This window comes from Candidatus Nanosynbacter sp. TM7-053 (genome assembly GCF_022828375.1).
Lineage (GTDB): Bacteria > Patescibacteriota > Saccharimonadia > Saccharimonadales > Saccharimonadaceae > Nanosynbacter.
Map to the genome: position 1 here is coordinate 295,582 of NZ_JAJQJX010000001.1, position 17,573 is coordinate 313,154.

General features: G+C 43.5%; 15 protein-coding genes and 2 rRNA genes. 5 read left to right on the top strand and 12 right to left on the bottom strand.

From position 1 onward, the window contains the following. Positions 1–9: 9 nt before the first annotated feature. Complete coding sequence (locus LRM50_RS01635; protein WP_243809619.1) at positions 10–669, bottom strand: phosphoribosyltransferase; 660 nt, start codon at positions 667–669, stop codon at positions 10–12. A gap of 39 nt (positions 670–708) precedes the next feature. On the opposite strand from LRM50_RS01635, the gene priA reads away from it, so the two are divergent. The 3 genes from priA to fmt are packed head-to-tail and all read left to right on the top strand — an operon-like array spanning position 709 to position 4,092. After that, on the top strand, positions 709–2,649 hold the full coding sequence (gene priA, locus LRM50_RS01640; RefSeq protein WP_243809620.1) for a replication restart helicase PriA: 1,941 nt from the start codon (positions 709–711) through the stop codon (positions 2,647–2,649). Between the two features lie 20 nt (positions 2,650–2,669). Continuing rightward, entirely contained in the window at positions 2,670–3,245 is a 576-nt protein-coding gene (gene def / locus LRM50_RS01645) for a peptide deformylase (protein ID WP_243804317.1), read from the top strand. Continuing rightward, positions 3,205–4,092, top strand: a complete 888-nt coding sequence (gene fmt, locus LRM50_RS01650; protein WP_243809621.1) for a methionyl-tRNA formyltransferase — start codon at positions 3,205–3,207, stop codon at positions 4,090–4,092. Before def ends, fmt begins: the two co-directional genes overlap by 41 nt. 9 nt (positions 4,093–4,101) lie before the next feature. Here fmt and LRM50_RS01655 read toward each other — a convergent pair whose 3' ends face one another. The 6 genes from LRM50_RS01655 to LRM50_RS01680 form a co-directional block, all read right to left on the bottom strand. Next, positions 4,102–4,575, bottom strand: a complete 474-nt coding sequence (locus LRM50_RS01655) for a DUF5663 domain-containing protein (RefSeq protein WP_243809622.1) — start codon at positions 4,573–4,575, stop codon at positions 4,102–4,104. 62 nt (positions 4,576–4,637) lie between these two features. Beyond that, positions 4,638–4,952: a DUF5663 domain-containing protein gene (locus LRM50_RS01660; protein ID WP_243809623.1), complete on the bottom strand. Its 315-nt coding sequence runs from the start codon at positions 4,950–4,952 to the stop codon at positions 4,638–4,640. A 35-nt stretch (positions 4,953–4,987) separates the two neighbouring features. Continuing rightward, the gene (locus tag LRM50_RS01665) at positions 4,988–7,033 is read right to left on the bottom strand and encodes a hypothetical protein (protein ID WP_243809624.1); all 2,046 of its coding nucleotides are present in this window, start codon (positions 7,031–7,033) and stop codon (positions 4,988–4,990) included. Between the two features lie 104 nt (positions 7,034–7,137). After that, positions 7,138–8,907 carry a translation initiation factor IF-2 gene (gene infB / locus LRM50_RS01670; protein ID WP_243809625.1) on the bottom strand — a complete coding sequence of 590 codons (1,770 nt, stop codon included), beginning with the start codon at positions 8,905–8,907 and terminating at the stop codon, positions 7,138–7,140. 49 nt (positions 8,908–8,956) lie between these two features. After that, entirely contained in the window at positions 8,957–10,033 is a 1,077-nt protein-coding gene (locus LRM50_RS01675; protein WP_129744532.1) for a 30S ribosomal protein S1, read from the bottom strand. Positions 10,034–10,144: 111 nt separating this feature from the next. Continuing rightward, on the bottom strand, positions 10,145–10,615 hold the full coding sequence (locus LRM50_RS01680; RefSeq protein ID WP_129744533.1) for a hypothetical protein: 471 nt from the start codon (positions 10,613–10,615) through the stop codon (positions 10,145–10,147). 76 nt (positions 10,616–10,691) lie between these two features. On the opposite strand from LRM50_RS01680, the gene LRM50_RS01685 reads away from it, so the two are divergent. After that, entirely contained in the window at positions 10,692–11,504 is an 813-nt protein-coding gene (locus tag LRM50_RS01685; protein WP_243809626.1) for an ROK family protein, read from the top strand. Further along, complete coding sequence (locus tag LRM50_RS01690) at positions 11,476–11,940, top strand: hypothetical protein (RefSeq protein WP_243809627.1); 465 nt, start codon at positions 11,476–11,478, stop codon at positions 11,938–11,940. Before LRM50_RS01685 ends, LRM50_RS01690 begins: the two co-directional genes overlap by 29 nt. Positions 11,941–11,981: 41 nt before the next feature. On the opposite strand, the gene LRM50_RS01695 is transcribed toward LRM50_RS01690, so the two are convergent. The 5 genes from LRM50_RS01695 to LRM50_RS01715 all read right to left on the bottom strand — a co-directional run bounded on the left by LRM50_RS01695 (position 11,982) and on the right by LRM50_RS01715 (position 17,457). Next, positions 11,982–12,191 (bottom strand): con-10 family general stress protein, encoded by a 210-nt coding sequence (locus LRM50_RS01695; protein WP_129637339.1) that lies wholly within the window; start codon positions 12,189–12,191, stop codon positions 11,982–11,984. A 328-nt stretch (positions 12,192–12,519) separates the two neighbouring features. Continuing rightward, the gene (locus LRM50_RS01700) at positions 12,520–13,149 is read right to left on the bottom strand and encodes a hypothetical protein (protein WP_243809628.1); all 630 of its coding nucleotides are present in this window, start codon (positions 13,147–13,149) and stop codon (positions 12,520–12,522) included. An 83-nt stretch (positions 13,150–13,232) separates the two neighbouring features. Then, positions 13,233–13,931 (bottom strand): DUF3152 domain-containing protein, encoded by a 699-nt coding sequence (locus LRM50_RS01705; protein WP_243809629.1) that lies wholly within the window; start codon positions 13,929–13,931, stop codon positions 13,233–13,235. A 118-nt stretch (positions 13,932–14,049) separates the two neighbouring features. Then, positions 14,050–14,158: ribosomal RNA gene (rrf, locus tag LRM50_RS01710) — 5S ribosomal RNA — on the bottom strand. A gap of 181 nt (positions 14,159–14,339) precedes the next feature. Further along, positions 14,340–17,457 (bottom strand): 23S ribosomal RNA (locus LRM50_RS01715). Positions 17,458–17,573: the final 116 nt, after the last annotated feature.

Sequence of the window (17,573 nt, forward strand, 5' to 3'; positions counted from 1 at the left end):
ACAAGTTTTTTACTTCCAATTCAAAATAACCTGATTAATTTTCGCTATCGTTTCCTCTTTGGATGGCAATGTATTATCTTCATAATAATGATTCAATCCCATAAAATTCTCCTTCACATCCAAGATATGCATTTCATCAACTGTCATATGCAATTTATCCACCGCCGCCACGCCACAAAACGGCACCGCAATCACCAATTTCTCAATCCGAACTGACTTCAGAAAGCTCAAAGCCACGTCCAAAACCGACAAATCATCACCAAAACCATCACTCGCCAAAATCACCACCCGATCCTTCAACATGTCCTTATCGATGATTCCGCCGTCACCCAAAAGTCTATTCATTTTCTGATGAGCCTCGCGCTTTTTCTCTTCCAGGTAACCGTGGAATTCACTAGTATATTCATTAATTTCACCGTCAGAAAATTGACTATTATACGTAAATTGCCCAGACTGCGACATCGCCCCGATGCTTAAACTTTCCCCAGGAATATCAATCCCCTCACTCAACAACATCATAAGAACACAGTGAAGCTTCACTGCAATTTGCTCACCAATCAACACGCCGCCTTCACCAATTGCAACCACTGCGCAGTTTTCATAGCGATACTTTTCCAGTACTTGATCAGCCAGAATTGCCCCAGCCTGCGAACGACTCTCAAAATACATATGCTTATTTTAGCATTTTTTTCGCGATATAATATGAACATGCATTACTATTTGGTTTCGCCAACAAGAATCATCCGCGCCGACGCAAGTTCGTTTACGTATTCTTCAGAGGAAAGACTGCCGACCGGAATGATTGTTGCTATAGAAATCGGCAAAATCAATGCTATTGGCGTAGTTCTACAAGAAGTTCGCCAGCCCGATTTTGAAGTCAAGCCAATTAGTAAAATCGTTGAAGAATATCCCTTGCCAATCGAACTCGTTCAAACCGCCATATGGATGAGTAAATATTACGCCACACACCAAGCGACCGTCTGGCAAGCAATTTTACCCAGCGGATTATCCAAAAAACGTCGCTCAATTAACCAGTCCGCCCCAGTTAATCCAGCAGAAAATCGAATAAAAAATGTATTCACTGATGAGCAAAAAGCAGCCCTCCAGACCATCGAAAATCTCCATTCCGGAACGGCACTTTTACACGGCGTAACTGGCTCAGGAAAAACGCTAGTGTACATAGAAGCCGTCAAACAAGCCTTAGAAGAAGAGCGATCGGCGATAATTTTAGTCCCCGAAATTGCCCTAACTTCGCAACTAGTTGCTGAGTTCTCTGCTCATCTACCAAATGTCATAGTCACCCATTCCAAACAAACCGAAGCTCAACGATATGCAATCTGGAAAAGAGTTATTAGCTCAAACGATCCGGTAGTAATCATCGGTCCGCGATCTGCTCTTTTCATGCCCGTGCAACAGCTCGGACTTGTGGTGATTGATGAGTGTCACGAACCAAGTTTCAAGCAGGAGCAATCCCCTCGATATTCAGCCCTTCGCGTCACCTCAGTTCTTACAAATCAACATCGCGGCAAACTAATTCTAGGTAGCGCCACCCCAGCAGTCGCCGACTATTACGTTGCAAAAAAATCAAACACGCCAATCATTACAATGACAAAACCAGCAAGACCAGACACCGTTCGCCCCAACGTGACGCTGGTTGACATGACAAAGCGCAACAATTTTACTCAACACCAATTTCTATCTGACCCACTTCTGAAATCTATAAACACAGCATTATCAAAAAATGAGCAAGTTCTTATTTTTCACAATCGACGCGGCACAGCATCAATCACATTATGCGATAACTGCGGCTGGCAGGCTGGCTGCCCACGCTGTTTTATTCCACTCACTCTGCATGCGGATAGTCATAAATTGTCATGTCACATTTGCGGTTTTTCGACCAAAGTTCCTACTAGTTGCCCTGAATGTAAAAACGCCGACATCATCCACAAAGGTATCGGAACTAAGCGAATTGAAGACGAATTACAGAGGTTATTCCCGAACAAAAAAATTGCTCGATTTGATAAAGACACCGATTTGAAGGCTACCGTAGATGAGCGTTATGATGAACTGAAAAATGGTGAAATAGATATAATTATCGGTACACAAGTTATTGCCAAAGGGCTAGATTTGCCACATTTAACAGTCGTCGGAGTTATTCAAGCCGACACCGGGCTTTCCCTCCCTGACTATTCATCTCCCGAACGAACATTCCAATTGCTCGCCCAAGTCGTCGGCCGCGTCGGCAGGTCAAGCACGCCAACAGAAGTTGTCGTCCAATCATACCAGCCAAGTCACCCATCCATCACAAACGGACTATCTCAAAACTATACAGAATTTTATCAAAGAACCATATCTCAACGACAAAAAACCAACTTTCCACCCTTCACTTACTTATTAAAACTAACCTGCGTTTATAAAACCGAAGCCGCCGCCATAAGGAACGCTAAAAAATTGTCCGAACTATTAAAATCCAATTTTGATAACATTGAAGTTTTTGGACCAACACCAGCTTTTTATGAGCGCGTCCGCGATACATATCGATGGCAAATTGTAGTCAAAAGCCCCAAACGACAAGAGCTTCTTGACGCCTTAAACTTCCTGCCGCCGTCACACTGGCAGTACGAGCTTGACCCTGTAAGTCTACTGTAATTTCTGGTATAATTATAGTAATGACAAAAGACGATATTATCACATTACCAAACCCACATCTTCGCCAAAAATCATCGAAAATCCACGTTGTTACTAATGATGTTGTAAAACTTGCAGACGAAATGACCGCAGCCGCGCTGGACTGGGAAGATTCCAGACCTCACGAGATTAGCGCCGCCCTGGCTGCTGTGCAAGTCGATAAATTAGAGCGTGTTGTGATTGTTCGAGCTGATTTTGAAAGAAAATCAACTCGCGATTTCATCACTCTTATCAATCCAGAAATCGTGAAATATGAAGGCGAAATTGTTGAAGACTTTGAGGGATGCTTAAGCGTTAAAAGCATTTACGGAAAAGTTCCCCGCTATAGTAAAATTCGCGTAAAAGCCATGAATTTAGATGGTGAGGAAGTACGAATTAAAGCCGAAGGATTTTTGGCGCGCGTATTACAGCATGAGATAGACCACTGTAATGGATTAGTTTTTATAGACCATATTAAGGATAAAAAAGACGCTTTTTATACGCTCGATAAGAAAGGCGAGTTGCAACCGTTAGATTATGACAAAGATATCGCCGAAAATAGCATTCTTTGGGACTGAAAATTACAGTCTAATTACTTTAGAAGCTCTCGTTGAAGAGGGATTTAACGTTGTTTGCGTTATTACCAAACCTGACACCAAGCGTGGTCGCGGACACAAACTTACTGAACCTCCAGTAAAAACATTCGCTAAGTTTCACAATATTCCAGTTTTGCAGCCAAGCAAAGTCAGTGAAATTACCGACTACATAAAACAACTTCAGCCAGTAACGGGAGTTTTAGTTGCGTACGGAAAAATCATTCCCCAGTCAATTATCGACTTATTTACACCGGGAATTATCAATGTTCACCCTTCTCTACTACCAAAATATCGAGGACCCTCGCCTATCGAATCAGCTATAGCCAATAAAGATACCGAAACTGGCGTATCAATAATGCAACTTGATAGTAAAATGGATGCCGGCCCCATATACGCCCAAACTCGACAATTACTCACTGGAAAAGAAGCAAAGTTCGAATTATACGACAAATTATTTCACGAGGGCACTTCTCTGCTAATAAAAAACCTGTCAAACATCATCAATGGAAATCTTCAACCAACACCACAGGACAATTCTCAGGCTTCATATTGTCAATTATTAAGCAAGGACGATTCGTGGCTCGATACGGAACGTATGACCGCCGCCGAAGCTGAAGCTCACGTCCGCGCGCATCTCGGTTTTCCACGTAGTCGAATGACAATTGACGATCGAGATATCATCATCACGAAATCCCATTGTGACAAAACTCCGAGTTCTCATCTTGATAAAAAATTCGCCGACGGCAACTATTTAATTATCGACGAGCTCATCGCACCCAGCGGAAAAACAATGACCGCAGAAGAATTTATCCGCGGTCATCAAGTCTAAATTCACTGACTAAGCAGCCAAATCAAAGTCGCTTTGAGTCTGCTGCGGCGCTGAAGGTGCACTCATGCCACCTAAAATAGCATCGCGGTTGGCAATAATTTCCCTCTTAAGATCAGCCATAACCGCAGCCACAACGTCACGATAATCTGGTCGATTGACCTCTAGCCACTTAGTAGCCGCAAATTCATCCTTCAGGCGCGGATCATCAGCAGGCAAACCTGAAGCTTGCGACATTTTCTGCAACATTGGTTCCTGTTGATAATTAGGCGCATGTTTTGTCAGAAAATCATCCACAGCACCTGGAGTTTTATCGATAATTCCTGCAAACTCCTCCAGCTGAGCATCGCTCATTCCCTGGCTTAATCGTTCGCCAACTCGAAGCTCTAACTCGCTATAAATATGCTGCAACAACGATTTTTGTTGATCTTCCGGCAACTGGTCCAGCCCCAATTCTTTAAGAAATTCTTCATTCAGTTGGAACATAGTCCTCCTTTTCTTTCGTCTATATGATTAAGTTAAATTATACCAGCAACTGTTTAATATTACTATCCACGAATCATATTCAGCGCGTCATTGTATAATTTTTGTAGCTCAATCATAGTCTCATTCATCGACGACTGAACAATTTCCGTCAAATTAACACCATTATTTACACACCAATTCAATACCGCAGAAACATCGTCGCCATCCAGTAATTTCATAAACTCATCCAGCTTCGCTTCGCCAACAGCCAGTAAAATCTTCCTTGTAATCTTAGATTGAACACTGTTAGCGACGTCTTCTCTCATCTGTTCTTTTTTATCCGCAGGCAATGATCCAAAACCAGCCTGTGCTAAGAATTCGTCAGTAATTTCAAACATTTTTTTATCTCCTTGTTTATTTTATATTTTATCTATTAAACGTATCTACTCAATACATCCAACACGTGCTCAGTAGCACTAGATCCGTCGACTTCCAGATACTCTATTCCGCCAGTATTATACCATTCCACGGTGTGACCTTCAGCCATGGCTTTATCAGCCAGATTATGAAGTTGATCCATTGCGTTTGCGTCACCAAACTTCTCAGCAGCCCAGTTCCAAGGATAGTCGTAAGAACTGAAATTTGGTGTATCTGGATTAACACTATTTCCGATTGCTTTGGCAGCAGGGTTATCCGCAGAAGATGCGCCACCAGACTGAGGTGTTTGCTCACTACCAGATTGTGGAGTTGTATCAGCATTACCCTCAGTTCCAGTAGCGTGTGCAGAGTTAGCCCACCAGTCATTGATGAAACTACCAACAACACCACCCAAGACAAAACCAACAACATACTTACCTGATGATGATATTACTTTCTTACGCAGGGCATCCCGCCTCTCTATACTCACATCCTTAAGATTGTCAACTGATACATTGACTGCACGCTCCATAGCATCGCCAATTTTCATGTTGGCCACAGCTTTCTCAAATGAAGGATCTATAGTTTCAAGACGGTCATCAGCGGCTATGCGATCTTCGCCACGATGCTCCTCCAGAACAGCTTGTTTTGTTGCTCCAGCAACTCCCAATTTCGTTACTATACCGACAGCCGTCGTAATAGGCCATCCAGCAATTCCAGCAAAGGTTCCTGTAGCAGTACCTACCACAAAACCAGCACCACCCAACTTCAGCCACTGAGCAATCTTACCACCCTTATTAAACCATTTACCAACTTTAGCCGCAGCTTTCTTAAATTTACCACGATCATCGAGCATGTTGTCATACTTATCTGTCGTCATTCTTGAGGTTTCTTGCATACTTGCAAACGCTGCTTGAGCCATTTCCGCTGCTAATTCAGCCTGCTTTTCTGGATCCTGTTTTGCTGCTTCGATTTTATCAGCAAACTTAAGACTCATGTATTTCAATTCGCACTGCTTCAATTGTTCCGTAGCAGCTTCTAATTCAGCTTGGCGCTTCTTTCCACCAAAGAACTTCTTAAAGAAGTGTGATTCAACGGCGATACTAGCCTTAGCAAACCTCTCCCTAGCGATTTTAAGGTTAGCAGCAGCTTTATGTTCTTCTGGGCTCATCTCGGTTTTTTCAGCATCATCATGCTCATAACCAAGATATTTATCTCGCATAGCCTGTTCGTATGGTGTTAAGCCTTCTGGATTATCATCCTTCTTTGATTTATCCACGTTAGGGATCGTCGTGCTAAACATATCTTTGTCTATTACGTTTTCACCTTTAACCCTAGTATATACATCGGGATTTACGGAGCTTGAGTATTTAGCAGCTGCAGCTGCAGCCTCGCCCTTCCGCTTATCTATAAGTATATCAAGAGGTGTAGGCTTGGGCGGTTCGATTTCAGCAGGACGTTGACGACCGTCTGGTGTAGTGACAGATTTAGGGAGAGAAGGTTTAGGATAAACAGGATGTTGACGACCGTCTGGTGTAGTGACAGATTTAGGGAGAGAAGGTTTAGGCGGCTCAGAAACAGGAATGTTCTTTTCCGCAGAGCTTCCCGAAGCGTCTTCAGTACTGTCGCTAGCCTGTTCTTCTGGGGTACTAGGCTTTACTGAGTTTAAGTATTTAGCAGCCGCGCCCCCAACAACACCCCGCCGCTCATCTCCATGTATATCACTAGGCTTGGGCGGCTCGATTAGAGTAGCGGGTGTATTGTCTGATTCTACAGGAGATCGATTACCGTCTGGTTTAGTGACAGGTTCAGGGAGAGAAGATTTAAGATAAACAGGATATTCATGAGTGGGCATGACCTCCACTCCAATATCTCTCAGATGTTTCAATCGTTTCTTAGACATAATAGCCCGTTCGCCAGAACCCCTGTCGCCCATTGCGCTCCAAGCATCTACTGCATATTTTCCTAATCTTTGCACGGCTCTTACGAGCCAATTATCTCCTTTTTTTTCAGGAGACGGTCCTCCATTAGGATTAGGCTGAACTTTAGGTGTTTTGTCCATTTTGTGGTGGTTTCCTTTCGCCTTCTGCACGCAGAATAGCAATAAACTTATGTATACCTAAGATACTATCATAAATACACAAAAAAGTCAATACTTAGAACAGTCTACCCCAGTGTTTTCTTCACTAATTCCCTAGTAAAGAACTCCAGCTTGTCGCCAATTTCTAGGGTAATCTTTTTCTTCGTCCTAAGACTCAGTCCACACATTTCGCCCTCAAAGACCTCTTTTGCCTCTTGTTGCTGACGCTGCACGGAAGAAACCTCAACCTCGGCAATTTGCTCTCCGCCACGTTTTACGCGCGCCAGCAAGTCCTTAGCGACTTTACCGCGCTTCACTTCACCGCCGGCAATTACTTCTTCGCGCATCGTCCTAAATACACCCTTAATTTCCAGCTCACCAATTTCAGTTTCAACGATTTCAGGCGCCAACAAAGCCTCCATTGAAGCCTTAGCGTCATCCAACAGTTCATAAATTACCTTAAAAATTCGCACTTCTACATGTTCACGCGCCGCTAATCGCTTAACCGCTGGTGGCAAATCGACATTAAAGCCATAAATCACCGTATTTTCACCGACCGCCAAATGAATATCGTTCTCAGAAATATTACCAACACCAGTTCCGACAACATGAAGCTCAACCTCGCCATTCGTGTCAATCAGCTTCAAACTATCAACCACAGACGTTACCGAACCCTGAACATCAGCCTTAACGATTACGTTAAATTCTTCCGCATCAAGCTTTCGATTCATCATCTTAAGAATATCCGCGCCAGTAACATTGGTTGTGGCTGCCATTTTCTCCTGCTCAATTTTAGCCTTTTGCGCCAAATTGCGAGCTTCTTTTTCGCTCTTCGCAATCTCAAATCCATCACCGAATTGTGGCAATTCCTTAAATCCGGTCATATTCACCGGCATACTTGGACCGGCATCTTTAACGGTTTTACCACGGAAATCTTGAAGCGTTCGGACTCGCCCGTAAGCCGTCCCAGCAACCAGATAATGACCAGGTTTCAAATGACCATTCTCCACCAACAAGCCAACTACGGCGCCACGACCAGTTTCCATGTGCGCCTCAATAACCAAACCTTCAGCCGGAACATCTTCATCTGCGCGCAAATCTTCCATATCCGCCACCAATAAAACCATATCCAAAAGCTTGTCTAAGTTCTGACCGGTTTTTGCACTAACTTCAACCATCACGGTGTCGCCACCCCATTCTTCAGGGTTCAAACCATGCTCAGATGCCAATTGAGTCTTTACCAGTTGCGGATTGGCTGCTTCTTTATCAATCTTATTAATTGCCACCACAATTTTAGCGTTAGCTGACCTAGCAAATCGAATAGCTTCAACAGTCTGAGGTTTAACTCCATCATCCGCCGCCACCACGATAATAACCACGTCTGTAAGCGTAGCTCCGTGCTGCCTCAACGCCGCAAAGGCCTCGTGACCTGGAGTGTCCAATAAGGTAATAGTTCGTCCGTTACGCTGAGCTTGATAAGCGCTAATATGCTGAGTAATTCCTCCGGCTTCACTAGCCGCTGTCTTCTTATCAAGAATCGCATCTAGTAAACTCGTTTTACCGTGGTCAACATGCCCCATCACAGCTACAATCGGTGGACGAGGAACTGCCTTGTCTGATAATTTGTGCGCATGGTGATGAATTTCCGCAGAAACCGTCTTACGTTTCAGCTGCACATCTAGCCCTAATTCTTCAACAATAATCTGTGCAGTCTCAAAATCTAGTCGCTGATTAATTGTCGCAGCGATTCCGTTCTTAAACAATTCACCAATCAGCGTAGTTACTGACAATCCCAGAGTTTCGGCCAACTCGCCAACCGTTACCGAATCCGCAATATTGACGATTTTTTCTGCCATAATAAGCTCCTCTCACCTCTGGGCGTAACTACGCTTCAGGGGATTTGTATTATTTTTTCTTTGATGATTTGCCGAGTGAAAGAGAAATCTTACGATTTTCCTTATCGATATCCAAAACTGTAAATTCTTTACGCTCGTTCAACGTAAATACCTTTTCAGGATCGGTACCGTCGCCGCCAAGCTCTGACACATGAACCAAAGCTTCAACCGCTGGACTCAACTGTACGAATGCACCAAATGGAGTAATTCGAGTTACAGTTCCCTCAACTTTCTCACCAGGCTTAAATTGCTCAACTTCATCCAACCATGGATCCTTGGTCAATTGCTTCATGCTCAAGCTCAAACGTTCTTTGTCGATTGCGATAATCTTAGCTTCGATAGTTTGACCAACCTTTACGTAGTCAGATGGGTTGTTAACACGCTCCCAGCTAATTTCTGAGATGTGAATCAAACCTTCAATACCCTCAACGTTAACAAATACGCCAAAGTCAACAACACCCGTAACAACACCTGTAACTGTGTCGCCAATTGCCAACTTCTGGAATCGCTCTGCCAAACCTTCTTTAACCGCCTCTTTTTCAGAGAAGATCAATTTGTTGGCTTTGCGATCAGCATCCAAGATTCGCGCTTTAATATCCTTCTTTACCAAGCTGTTCAATCGTTGCAAGATTTCGTCCTTGTCGCTAGAACCTACGCGAGGATAGTGTTCAGCTGACAATTGCGATACTGGCAAGAATCCGCGAATACCTTCGTATTCAACTAGTAGTCCACCGCGGTTAGCGTCGTATGGTACAACGGTGATGATCTCACCAGATTCCAATTTAGCCATAACTTCATCCCAACCACGATCTTTCGCAGCCTTGCGCAATGAAAGTAGTGAATAACCGTCTTCCAATTCGGTATCAATTACGCTAGCAATTACTGAATCGCCAACATTGTAGTTCTTTGAAAGGCTAACTTCGCGGCGTGGAACCAAGCCAACACCCAAAGGTCCTAAATCGATTAAAATTTCGTGCTTCTTTACTGATAAAACAGTACCGTCAACTGTCTCACCGACAGCAAGTTGTTTAACACTATCGCCTGCTTGAGCCAGCAGGTCATCCATTGTAATTTTGGCATCTGCCATAAGTCTTCTAAAGACCCCTTCCTTAAAATTGATATTATTCTTCAGGGATATAATAAAAATATCCCCACAGATTATCACAATTATATCACAACAGATAGATAGAAGTCAAAGCTAGATAAGATAGCGAGATCGCTGATAAGCTACCGTCAAAAACGCCAAAATACCAAAAGCCACTGCAGAAACAGCTACATCTTCTGGTCCAGTTTTTGGCAATCCTTTATCAGATTGCTTAGAAGGAGTAGAAGGAGCTGGCGTTGTAGATGATGGTGATTGTTGAGACTGAGAAGACTCAGGTGTAGGAGTTGTCTTTTTCGACTCTTCAGTCTTCACGTCGGTTCGAGCCTCACCTCTTCCACCCGACTGGCTATTCGTTTTTTGATCTGCGGACTGCTGAGATGCGTTGTTGCTCTGTGAATTCTTATTGCTATTCTCTGATGTTACCAAATCGCTAGAAATTGGCGATCCATCTTGTGATAAATTATTCTGCCTAATTCCGTAAAGAACAGCCAAAGATATAGCCACTAAAATAGCACCTACTATTACAAAAACTCCAATTGATCCAGTCTGATTTACTCGCTTCATATTATATCTCCACTCAAATTTTCTTTATTATATCATAATGACCTCTTATAAGTAAAGCTGGTGATATAATAAATATATGATTATTACGGTTGACACAGGTGGGACCAAAACATTAGTAGCCAGCTTTGACGAGGAAAAAAATCCTAAGCATATCATTAAATTCCCCACCCCTAAAAACGTAGACCAATATATTCAACGCGTCGCCGATCAAATTCACCTAATTACGAACGATAAGCCAATTGACGCAATTTCTGTAGCTCTGCCAGGAGTAGTTAAAGACGGCGTGGCAGTGTGGTGTCAAAACCTCGGCTGGAAAAATCAACCTATCCGTGAGCTGCTTTCCCGATATTTTCCTAATATACCAATATTTATTGCAAATGACGCCAATATGGCAGGACTGGCAAGTATGCTCAGATTACCAAAAACTCCCAGATGCGGTCTATACATCACCCTAGGAACCGGCGTTGGCACTTCCCTAATCCTGAATGGAAATCTGCATAAAGAGCTTAGCGACTGCGAAGGCGGACATATGTCTTTGAGTTACAATGGCAAGATTACCACTTGGGAAGAAATTGCTGCAGGTAGAGTTTTACAGAGAATTTTTGGCGAATTATCGTCAGACACGCCCCTGGAAGTCTGGGAAGAGGTTGCTAATAGGATAAAAGCTGGATTGCAACCCCTCATTGCCTTTACACAACCAGATGTCGTTGTTATTGGCGGGAGCGTGGGAGTGTTCACATCCTATTTTTCAGATATTTTAAGCGGTCTTCTGGCCGAAAACTTACCCGCAGCCATATCAGTACCAAAAATAATCAGCGCCCCTAACCCAGAAGAAATTGTATTATACGGATGCTACGACAATGCCATCAGTCAGCTTGCCTCAAATTGAACACGATTTTCCAGAACTGCAATTTAATAAGGGTGAAGTATTTTCCTGGAACCCCAATTCACAAACAGTCTATTACGAAAAATTAGATTCACAAGAAGACTTAGTGCAACTTTTACACGAAATTGCCCATGCTAAACTTGGTCATAAAAATTATCAATATGATGTCCAATTAATCGAGATGGAAAGATCTGCCTGGGAATATGCCGTTGATACTTTGGTGTCAAAATACGGCTTAACCCTCAGTATGGACGACGATAATATTCAAGATTCTTTGGATAGCTACAGGGACTGGCTACATAAACGTAGTCTCTGCCCTCAGTGTGGCGCAGTTGGATTACAGACCACTTCCTCATCTTACAGGTGTATTAATTGCCACTCAGAATGGTGCGTAAATCAGGCGAAATCCTGCCAACTTAAAAGATATCAAATAAAATAAGCCTCTCATACGGAGGCTAATTTTAAGAGATTGGAGCGGTCTTATTCTGCAATTTTTTGTACTGTCTTTTTAGTACGGCGTGAAATGCGTCCGCCCTTAGCGCCAGCGATACGAGCCAAAGCTGGATTTGCAGCAAAGCCACCAGTTCGACCATTTTTACCGCCCTTACGTCCGATTTTTGCGTAAAAATCTGGATCGCGAGCTAGATTTTTTTGAGCAGCCTTTAAGCCGCCAGCCTTTGTTCCTGCCATAGGAAGGTTTTCCTCCGTTTTTAAAAAAGATTTCCACATAAATTTAAATGGAAACCCTCACCTTTATATATCACACATGATATGTGTTATGTTTATATGCTAGCATATTACTAATACTTTGTCAATATTTACATAAGTAGTTTTTTATTGTGAATAAAATATTGCATTTTACTGACGCGTTAGCTATACTAATAAAGTCAGTTACTGACGGCACCTGTTGGAGCTTTAGAAATCATGAGTTCCACCACAAAAAATTCTCGTTTTCTGCGAGATTCGAGAAGAAAAATATCCCATCACATAGAGGGATATTTTTTATTGCAGATTTATTCTAAAACTCTCTTAATAGATTATCTATTCTAAGCTGAGATTCTTGTGTTAACTCATTTTGCAAACCAATCCAGGCGTTAATAGCCACGGTAAATTTATCCCTGGCTATAGTAAACTGGTCGCTATCTTTCTTTTCGTTAGCCGACTTCAAATCACGCACAGCCAATAAAATAGCATCTATTCTCTTCATCGCTAACTTACGTAAGTCAACCTCGTCTTCTCTGGATTCCAGCCTCTTCTTTGCGCTAGTCCATATTTTCTCCATAGCAATAAAGTCATTTTGCTTAGTCTTCGATAGGTTATCTGACATCACACGTATTTCACCGCTCAATTCCTTATCAAACTCCATAAAGCCGACAATCTTCTCTATACTCTGTATAGTTCGGTTCATCTTCTCTACCGATTTATTACATTCTTCTGAATACTTTTTAAATCTAGTATTAACGTTCTTCTGCCAAGATATAAAAAATACCACATCGCAGCTTTGGCGTTTATTTTTTAAATCAACCAAATATTCGTTCAATTTTTCAACGGATAATTTGTCTTTTTGCAAATTAATAAACAGCAAGCTTTCTGCTTCATTAGTGTTTTTTGTTACGCTTTGAACGCTTTCCCAAGATTTCCAACTCATGAATCCATACGCCAATATCATTATTAGCGTTATAAAACTTATGACAATAGCTAATTTAAGTGTACGGTAATTTTTTATCAATTTCATAGTTCTATCCCCAGCGTAGTTGACCATAATTCACTATCGAGCGGCCAAGGATTAAAAGCACACCCCTGTAAATCAATTGACTGCTGCTGCATAACCGCCGCTGGATTATTAGCTCCAGAACAATTCAAATGCCCATGCCCCAACCAGTGCCCAACTTCATGATTAATTACCATATGTCGATAATTACGAATATCGCCACCCGCTTTATTCCACGCCTTAGTCGCACCAGACCATCGATTATCATTGATAATAACAGAAGACCCGACTCGACAACTCCAATCCGCATCACAACCTGACGAGAACGACGACATCAATTCGGCTTGCGACAGAACTAAATTGAAGCTCCCGCCCTCTTTCACTTCTTTAAAGGCAATCCTCATACGCGCCCAGCCTCGATTATCATTTAAGGTTTCATTTACTAGTTTCGAGAATTCAGACAAATTTGATCGGACATTGCCCTTTGTTGATATTGTATATGTGACTTCTTTTTTCACTTCAGAATTTGATTTTTTTGATGATTGAAGTGTGGAATGCCAATCTGGAGTCTGGATATCTGACACCTTAAAGCTGGATAGCGACGACGGAGATTTTATTTCAGAGAAAATTTTAGCACTAATCGCCTTCTTCGCATCACTCTTAGTCTCATTGGGTGCTGTTATATTAACCGTTGGCGTTAGAGCAACAGCAATCGCCATACCGCCAGTAGCCACCCTGCACACTATACACATACTTATATTCTATCACCCGCCAAAACATACCACAAACGTTTTAAGACAAAGAAGAAAGCCACCCTATTAGGATGGCTTTCTTATAATTCGGCACCGTGCTAGTTTCCCACTTTCGCAGTATAATCGCCGCTGGGGAGCTTAACTTCTGTGTTCGGAATGAGAACAGGTGTTTCCTCCTCGCTATGGGCACCGAAGGAGGGGGTTACGACGCTTGGTTCCGTATATACTCCACGGTGGGCCAAACCCCTTTCTTCGATGTCCAACATCAGCACGGAATTGATTTTTAATTGACCGGTACTTTTGAAAAGCACCAATTACTAGTTAAGTCTACCTTATCCGCAATGTTTATGCAAGCATAAACTCCACAGACAAGGACATAAAAAGGCAATGGGACTATTAGTACGCTTTAGCTCCATACATTACTGTACTTCCACCTTGCGCCTATCAAACAGATAGTCTTTCTGTGTCCTCATAGGGAAACCTTATCTTGAGGTTAGTTTCGCGCTTAATATGCTTTCAGCGCTTATCTAGTCCGCACATAGCTACTCGACAATGCAGCAGGTGGCCACAATCGATACACCAGAGGTGCGTCCGCCCCGGTCCTCTCGTACTAGGGGTAGATCCTCTCAAGTTTCCTATCGTCCATACCGGATATAAACCGAACTGTCTCACGACGTTCTGAACCCAGCTCGCGTACCACTTTAATCGGCGAACAGCCGAACCCTTGGAAGGTGCTCCCCCTCCAGGATGTGATGAGCCGACATCGAGGTGCCAAACAGCGCCGTCTATGTGAACTATTGGGCGCTATAAGCCTGTTATCCCCAGGGTAACTTTTATCCGTTTGCGCTGTCGATCCCACATTCATGTACAAATGTACGTACAGCGGATCACTTGCTCCGACTTTCGTCTCTGATTGGAATGTACTCCTCACAGTCAAGCTGGCTTATGCGCATACACTATCACTTCGATTTCCATCCGAAGTTAGCCAACCTTTGAACGCCTCCGCTACTCTTTAGGAGGCAACCGCCCCAGTTAAACTACCCACCATACACGGTCCGCTAACCGGATAACGGTCAGCGTGAGAACACAATCACAACAAGGGTGGTATTTCACTTGGTGACTCCACAAATACTGGCGTATCTGCTTCAAAGTCTCCCACCTATGCTACACATGTTGAAACCATATTCAATGTAAAGCTGTAGTAAAGCTCCATGGGGTCTTTTCGTCCTGGTACGGACAGACGGCATCTTTACCGCCAATGCACTTTCACCGAGTCCTTCGCTGAGACAGTGCCCACATGATTACTCCATTCGTGCGGGTCAGAACTTACCTGACAAGGAATTTCGCTACCTTAGGACGGTTATAGTTACCGCCGCCATTGACTAGGGCTTCAGTTCGCACCGTGAAGCGCTCCCCTTAACCTTCCAGCATTGGGCAGGAGTCAGCCCCTATACATCCACTTTCGTGTTAGCAGAGACCTGTGTTTTTGATAAACAGTTCCGTGGGCTCTTTTGCTGCGGCCCCCACATCGTTAGACGTCAGAGGTTCGCGTTCAAAAGAACAATTCGTTTGCTCTATCTCAGAAAATTCGTTTTGTGATTAAAAATGTACTCTTTAACCTAATATTCACTGAGTGAACGCGGCTGATATCCACCGAAGTGGGGGCAGACCTTATCCCGAAGTTACGGTCGCTGTATTGCCGAGTTCCTTAGCGAAGGTTCGCTCGTAAGCCTGAGTCTACTCGACTCGAGCACCTGTGTTGGTTTGCGGTACGGGCGGCTAAGTCCACGCGTACACCTGCTTTTCTAGCCAGGGCTTTCACCAAAATCGCGACTCCGAAGAATCACTTTCACTCCCTTTGCGTTCCCGCTCGGTTGGACGGATAAACCATGAATCCGCTTCGATTACTTCCCCGTGAACAGTGTACAAAGCTTAACCGGTTCAGGAATATTAACCTGATGTCCATCGCCTACGCTCTGCGCCTCGGCTTAGGCCCGACTAACCCTGAGATGATTACCATGGCTCAGGAAACCTTGCTCTTACGGCCGAGAGGATTCTCACCTCTCTTATGGTTACTCATTCCAGCATTCTCACTTCCTACCGCTCCACCGAACCTTCCGATTCGACTTCACCGCTGATAGGAACGCTCCTCTACCACGCCAGATAAATCTGACATCCATATCTTCGGTATAACGTTTTAGCCCCGTTACATTTTCCACGCAAGATCTCTTGACTAGTGAGCTGTTACGCACTCTTTAAATGAATGGCTGCTTCTAAGCCAACATCCTAGCTGTTTAAGAAATCTCACCTTGTTTCCCACTGAACGTTAATTTAGGGACCTTAGATGATGGTCTGGGCTGTTTCCCTTTTGAGCACCGATCTTAGCACCGATGTTCTAACTGCCGTGATTACACACATGGTATTCGTAGTTTGTTAAGGGTGGGTACAGTTGCCCGCCCCAGTCCTTTACAGAGCTCTACCCCCATGTGCTACTAACACGACGCTAGCCCTAAAGCTATTTCGAGGAGAACCAGCTATCTCCGAGTTCGATTGGCATTTCACCGCTAACCACAAGTCATCCAAACACTTTGCTGCGTATCCTGGTTCGGTCCTCCACCACCTGTTACAGTGGCTTCAACCTGCTCATGGTTAGGTCACCCGGTTTCGGGTCTAATCCTTACAACTTATTCGCCCTATTCAGGCTCGCTTTCACTGTGGCTCCGTCAATTGACTTAACCTCGCTGTAAAAATTAACTCGCTGGATCGTTCTACAAAAAGCACGCCGTCACCGGACAAGCCGGCTCCGACTCCTTGTAGGCACTAAATTTCAGGATCTATTTCACTCCCCTCCCGGGGTTCTTTTCACCTTTCCATCACTGTACTAGTTCACTATCGATCGTATATTATATTTAGCCTTGGCTGGTGGTCCAGCCAGATTCAAACAGGGTTTCTCGTGCCCCGTCCTACTCGATAAAACATACATAAGGTCAGCGTCGTTTTCATATACACGGCTTTCACGTTCTTTGGCTAGTCATTCAAACTATTCTACTAACCACGCCGATTTCTTACCTTACTAACTGTTGATAGCCAGTTATCGCAAATCAGATTATTTGAATGGATCAAATTCTCTGACTTGGTCATATGTAATATCACAACCCCTTATAAGTATTCGTCTATCAACTTATTTGCCTAAATTAATAGGCAAAAACTTAAAAGGTTTGGGCTGTTGCGATTTCGCTCGCCACTACTTTCGCAATCGTTATTTACTTTCTCTTCCTCATCCTACTAAGATGTTTCAGTTCAGATGGTTCCCGCTCGCTTGCCTATGTGTTCAGCAAGTGGCAACATGACATGACTCATGCTGGGTTTCCCCATTCGGAGATCTCCGGATCAAAGCTTGTTGACAGCTTCCCGAAGCTTATCGCAGTCTTCCACGTCCTTCATCGGTAATATACGTCTAGGCATCCATTTAGCGCCCTTGAGTACCTTTTTATGCATTGACTTAACTAGTAGTTGCTACTTTGCAATTACTACTACCGTCAATTAAAAACTCAATTTCTTTTACTCTCAAATTGTTAATGATCAGTGCCTCACACATTTGAGTGCACA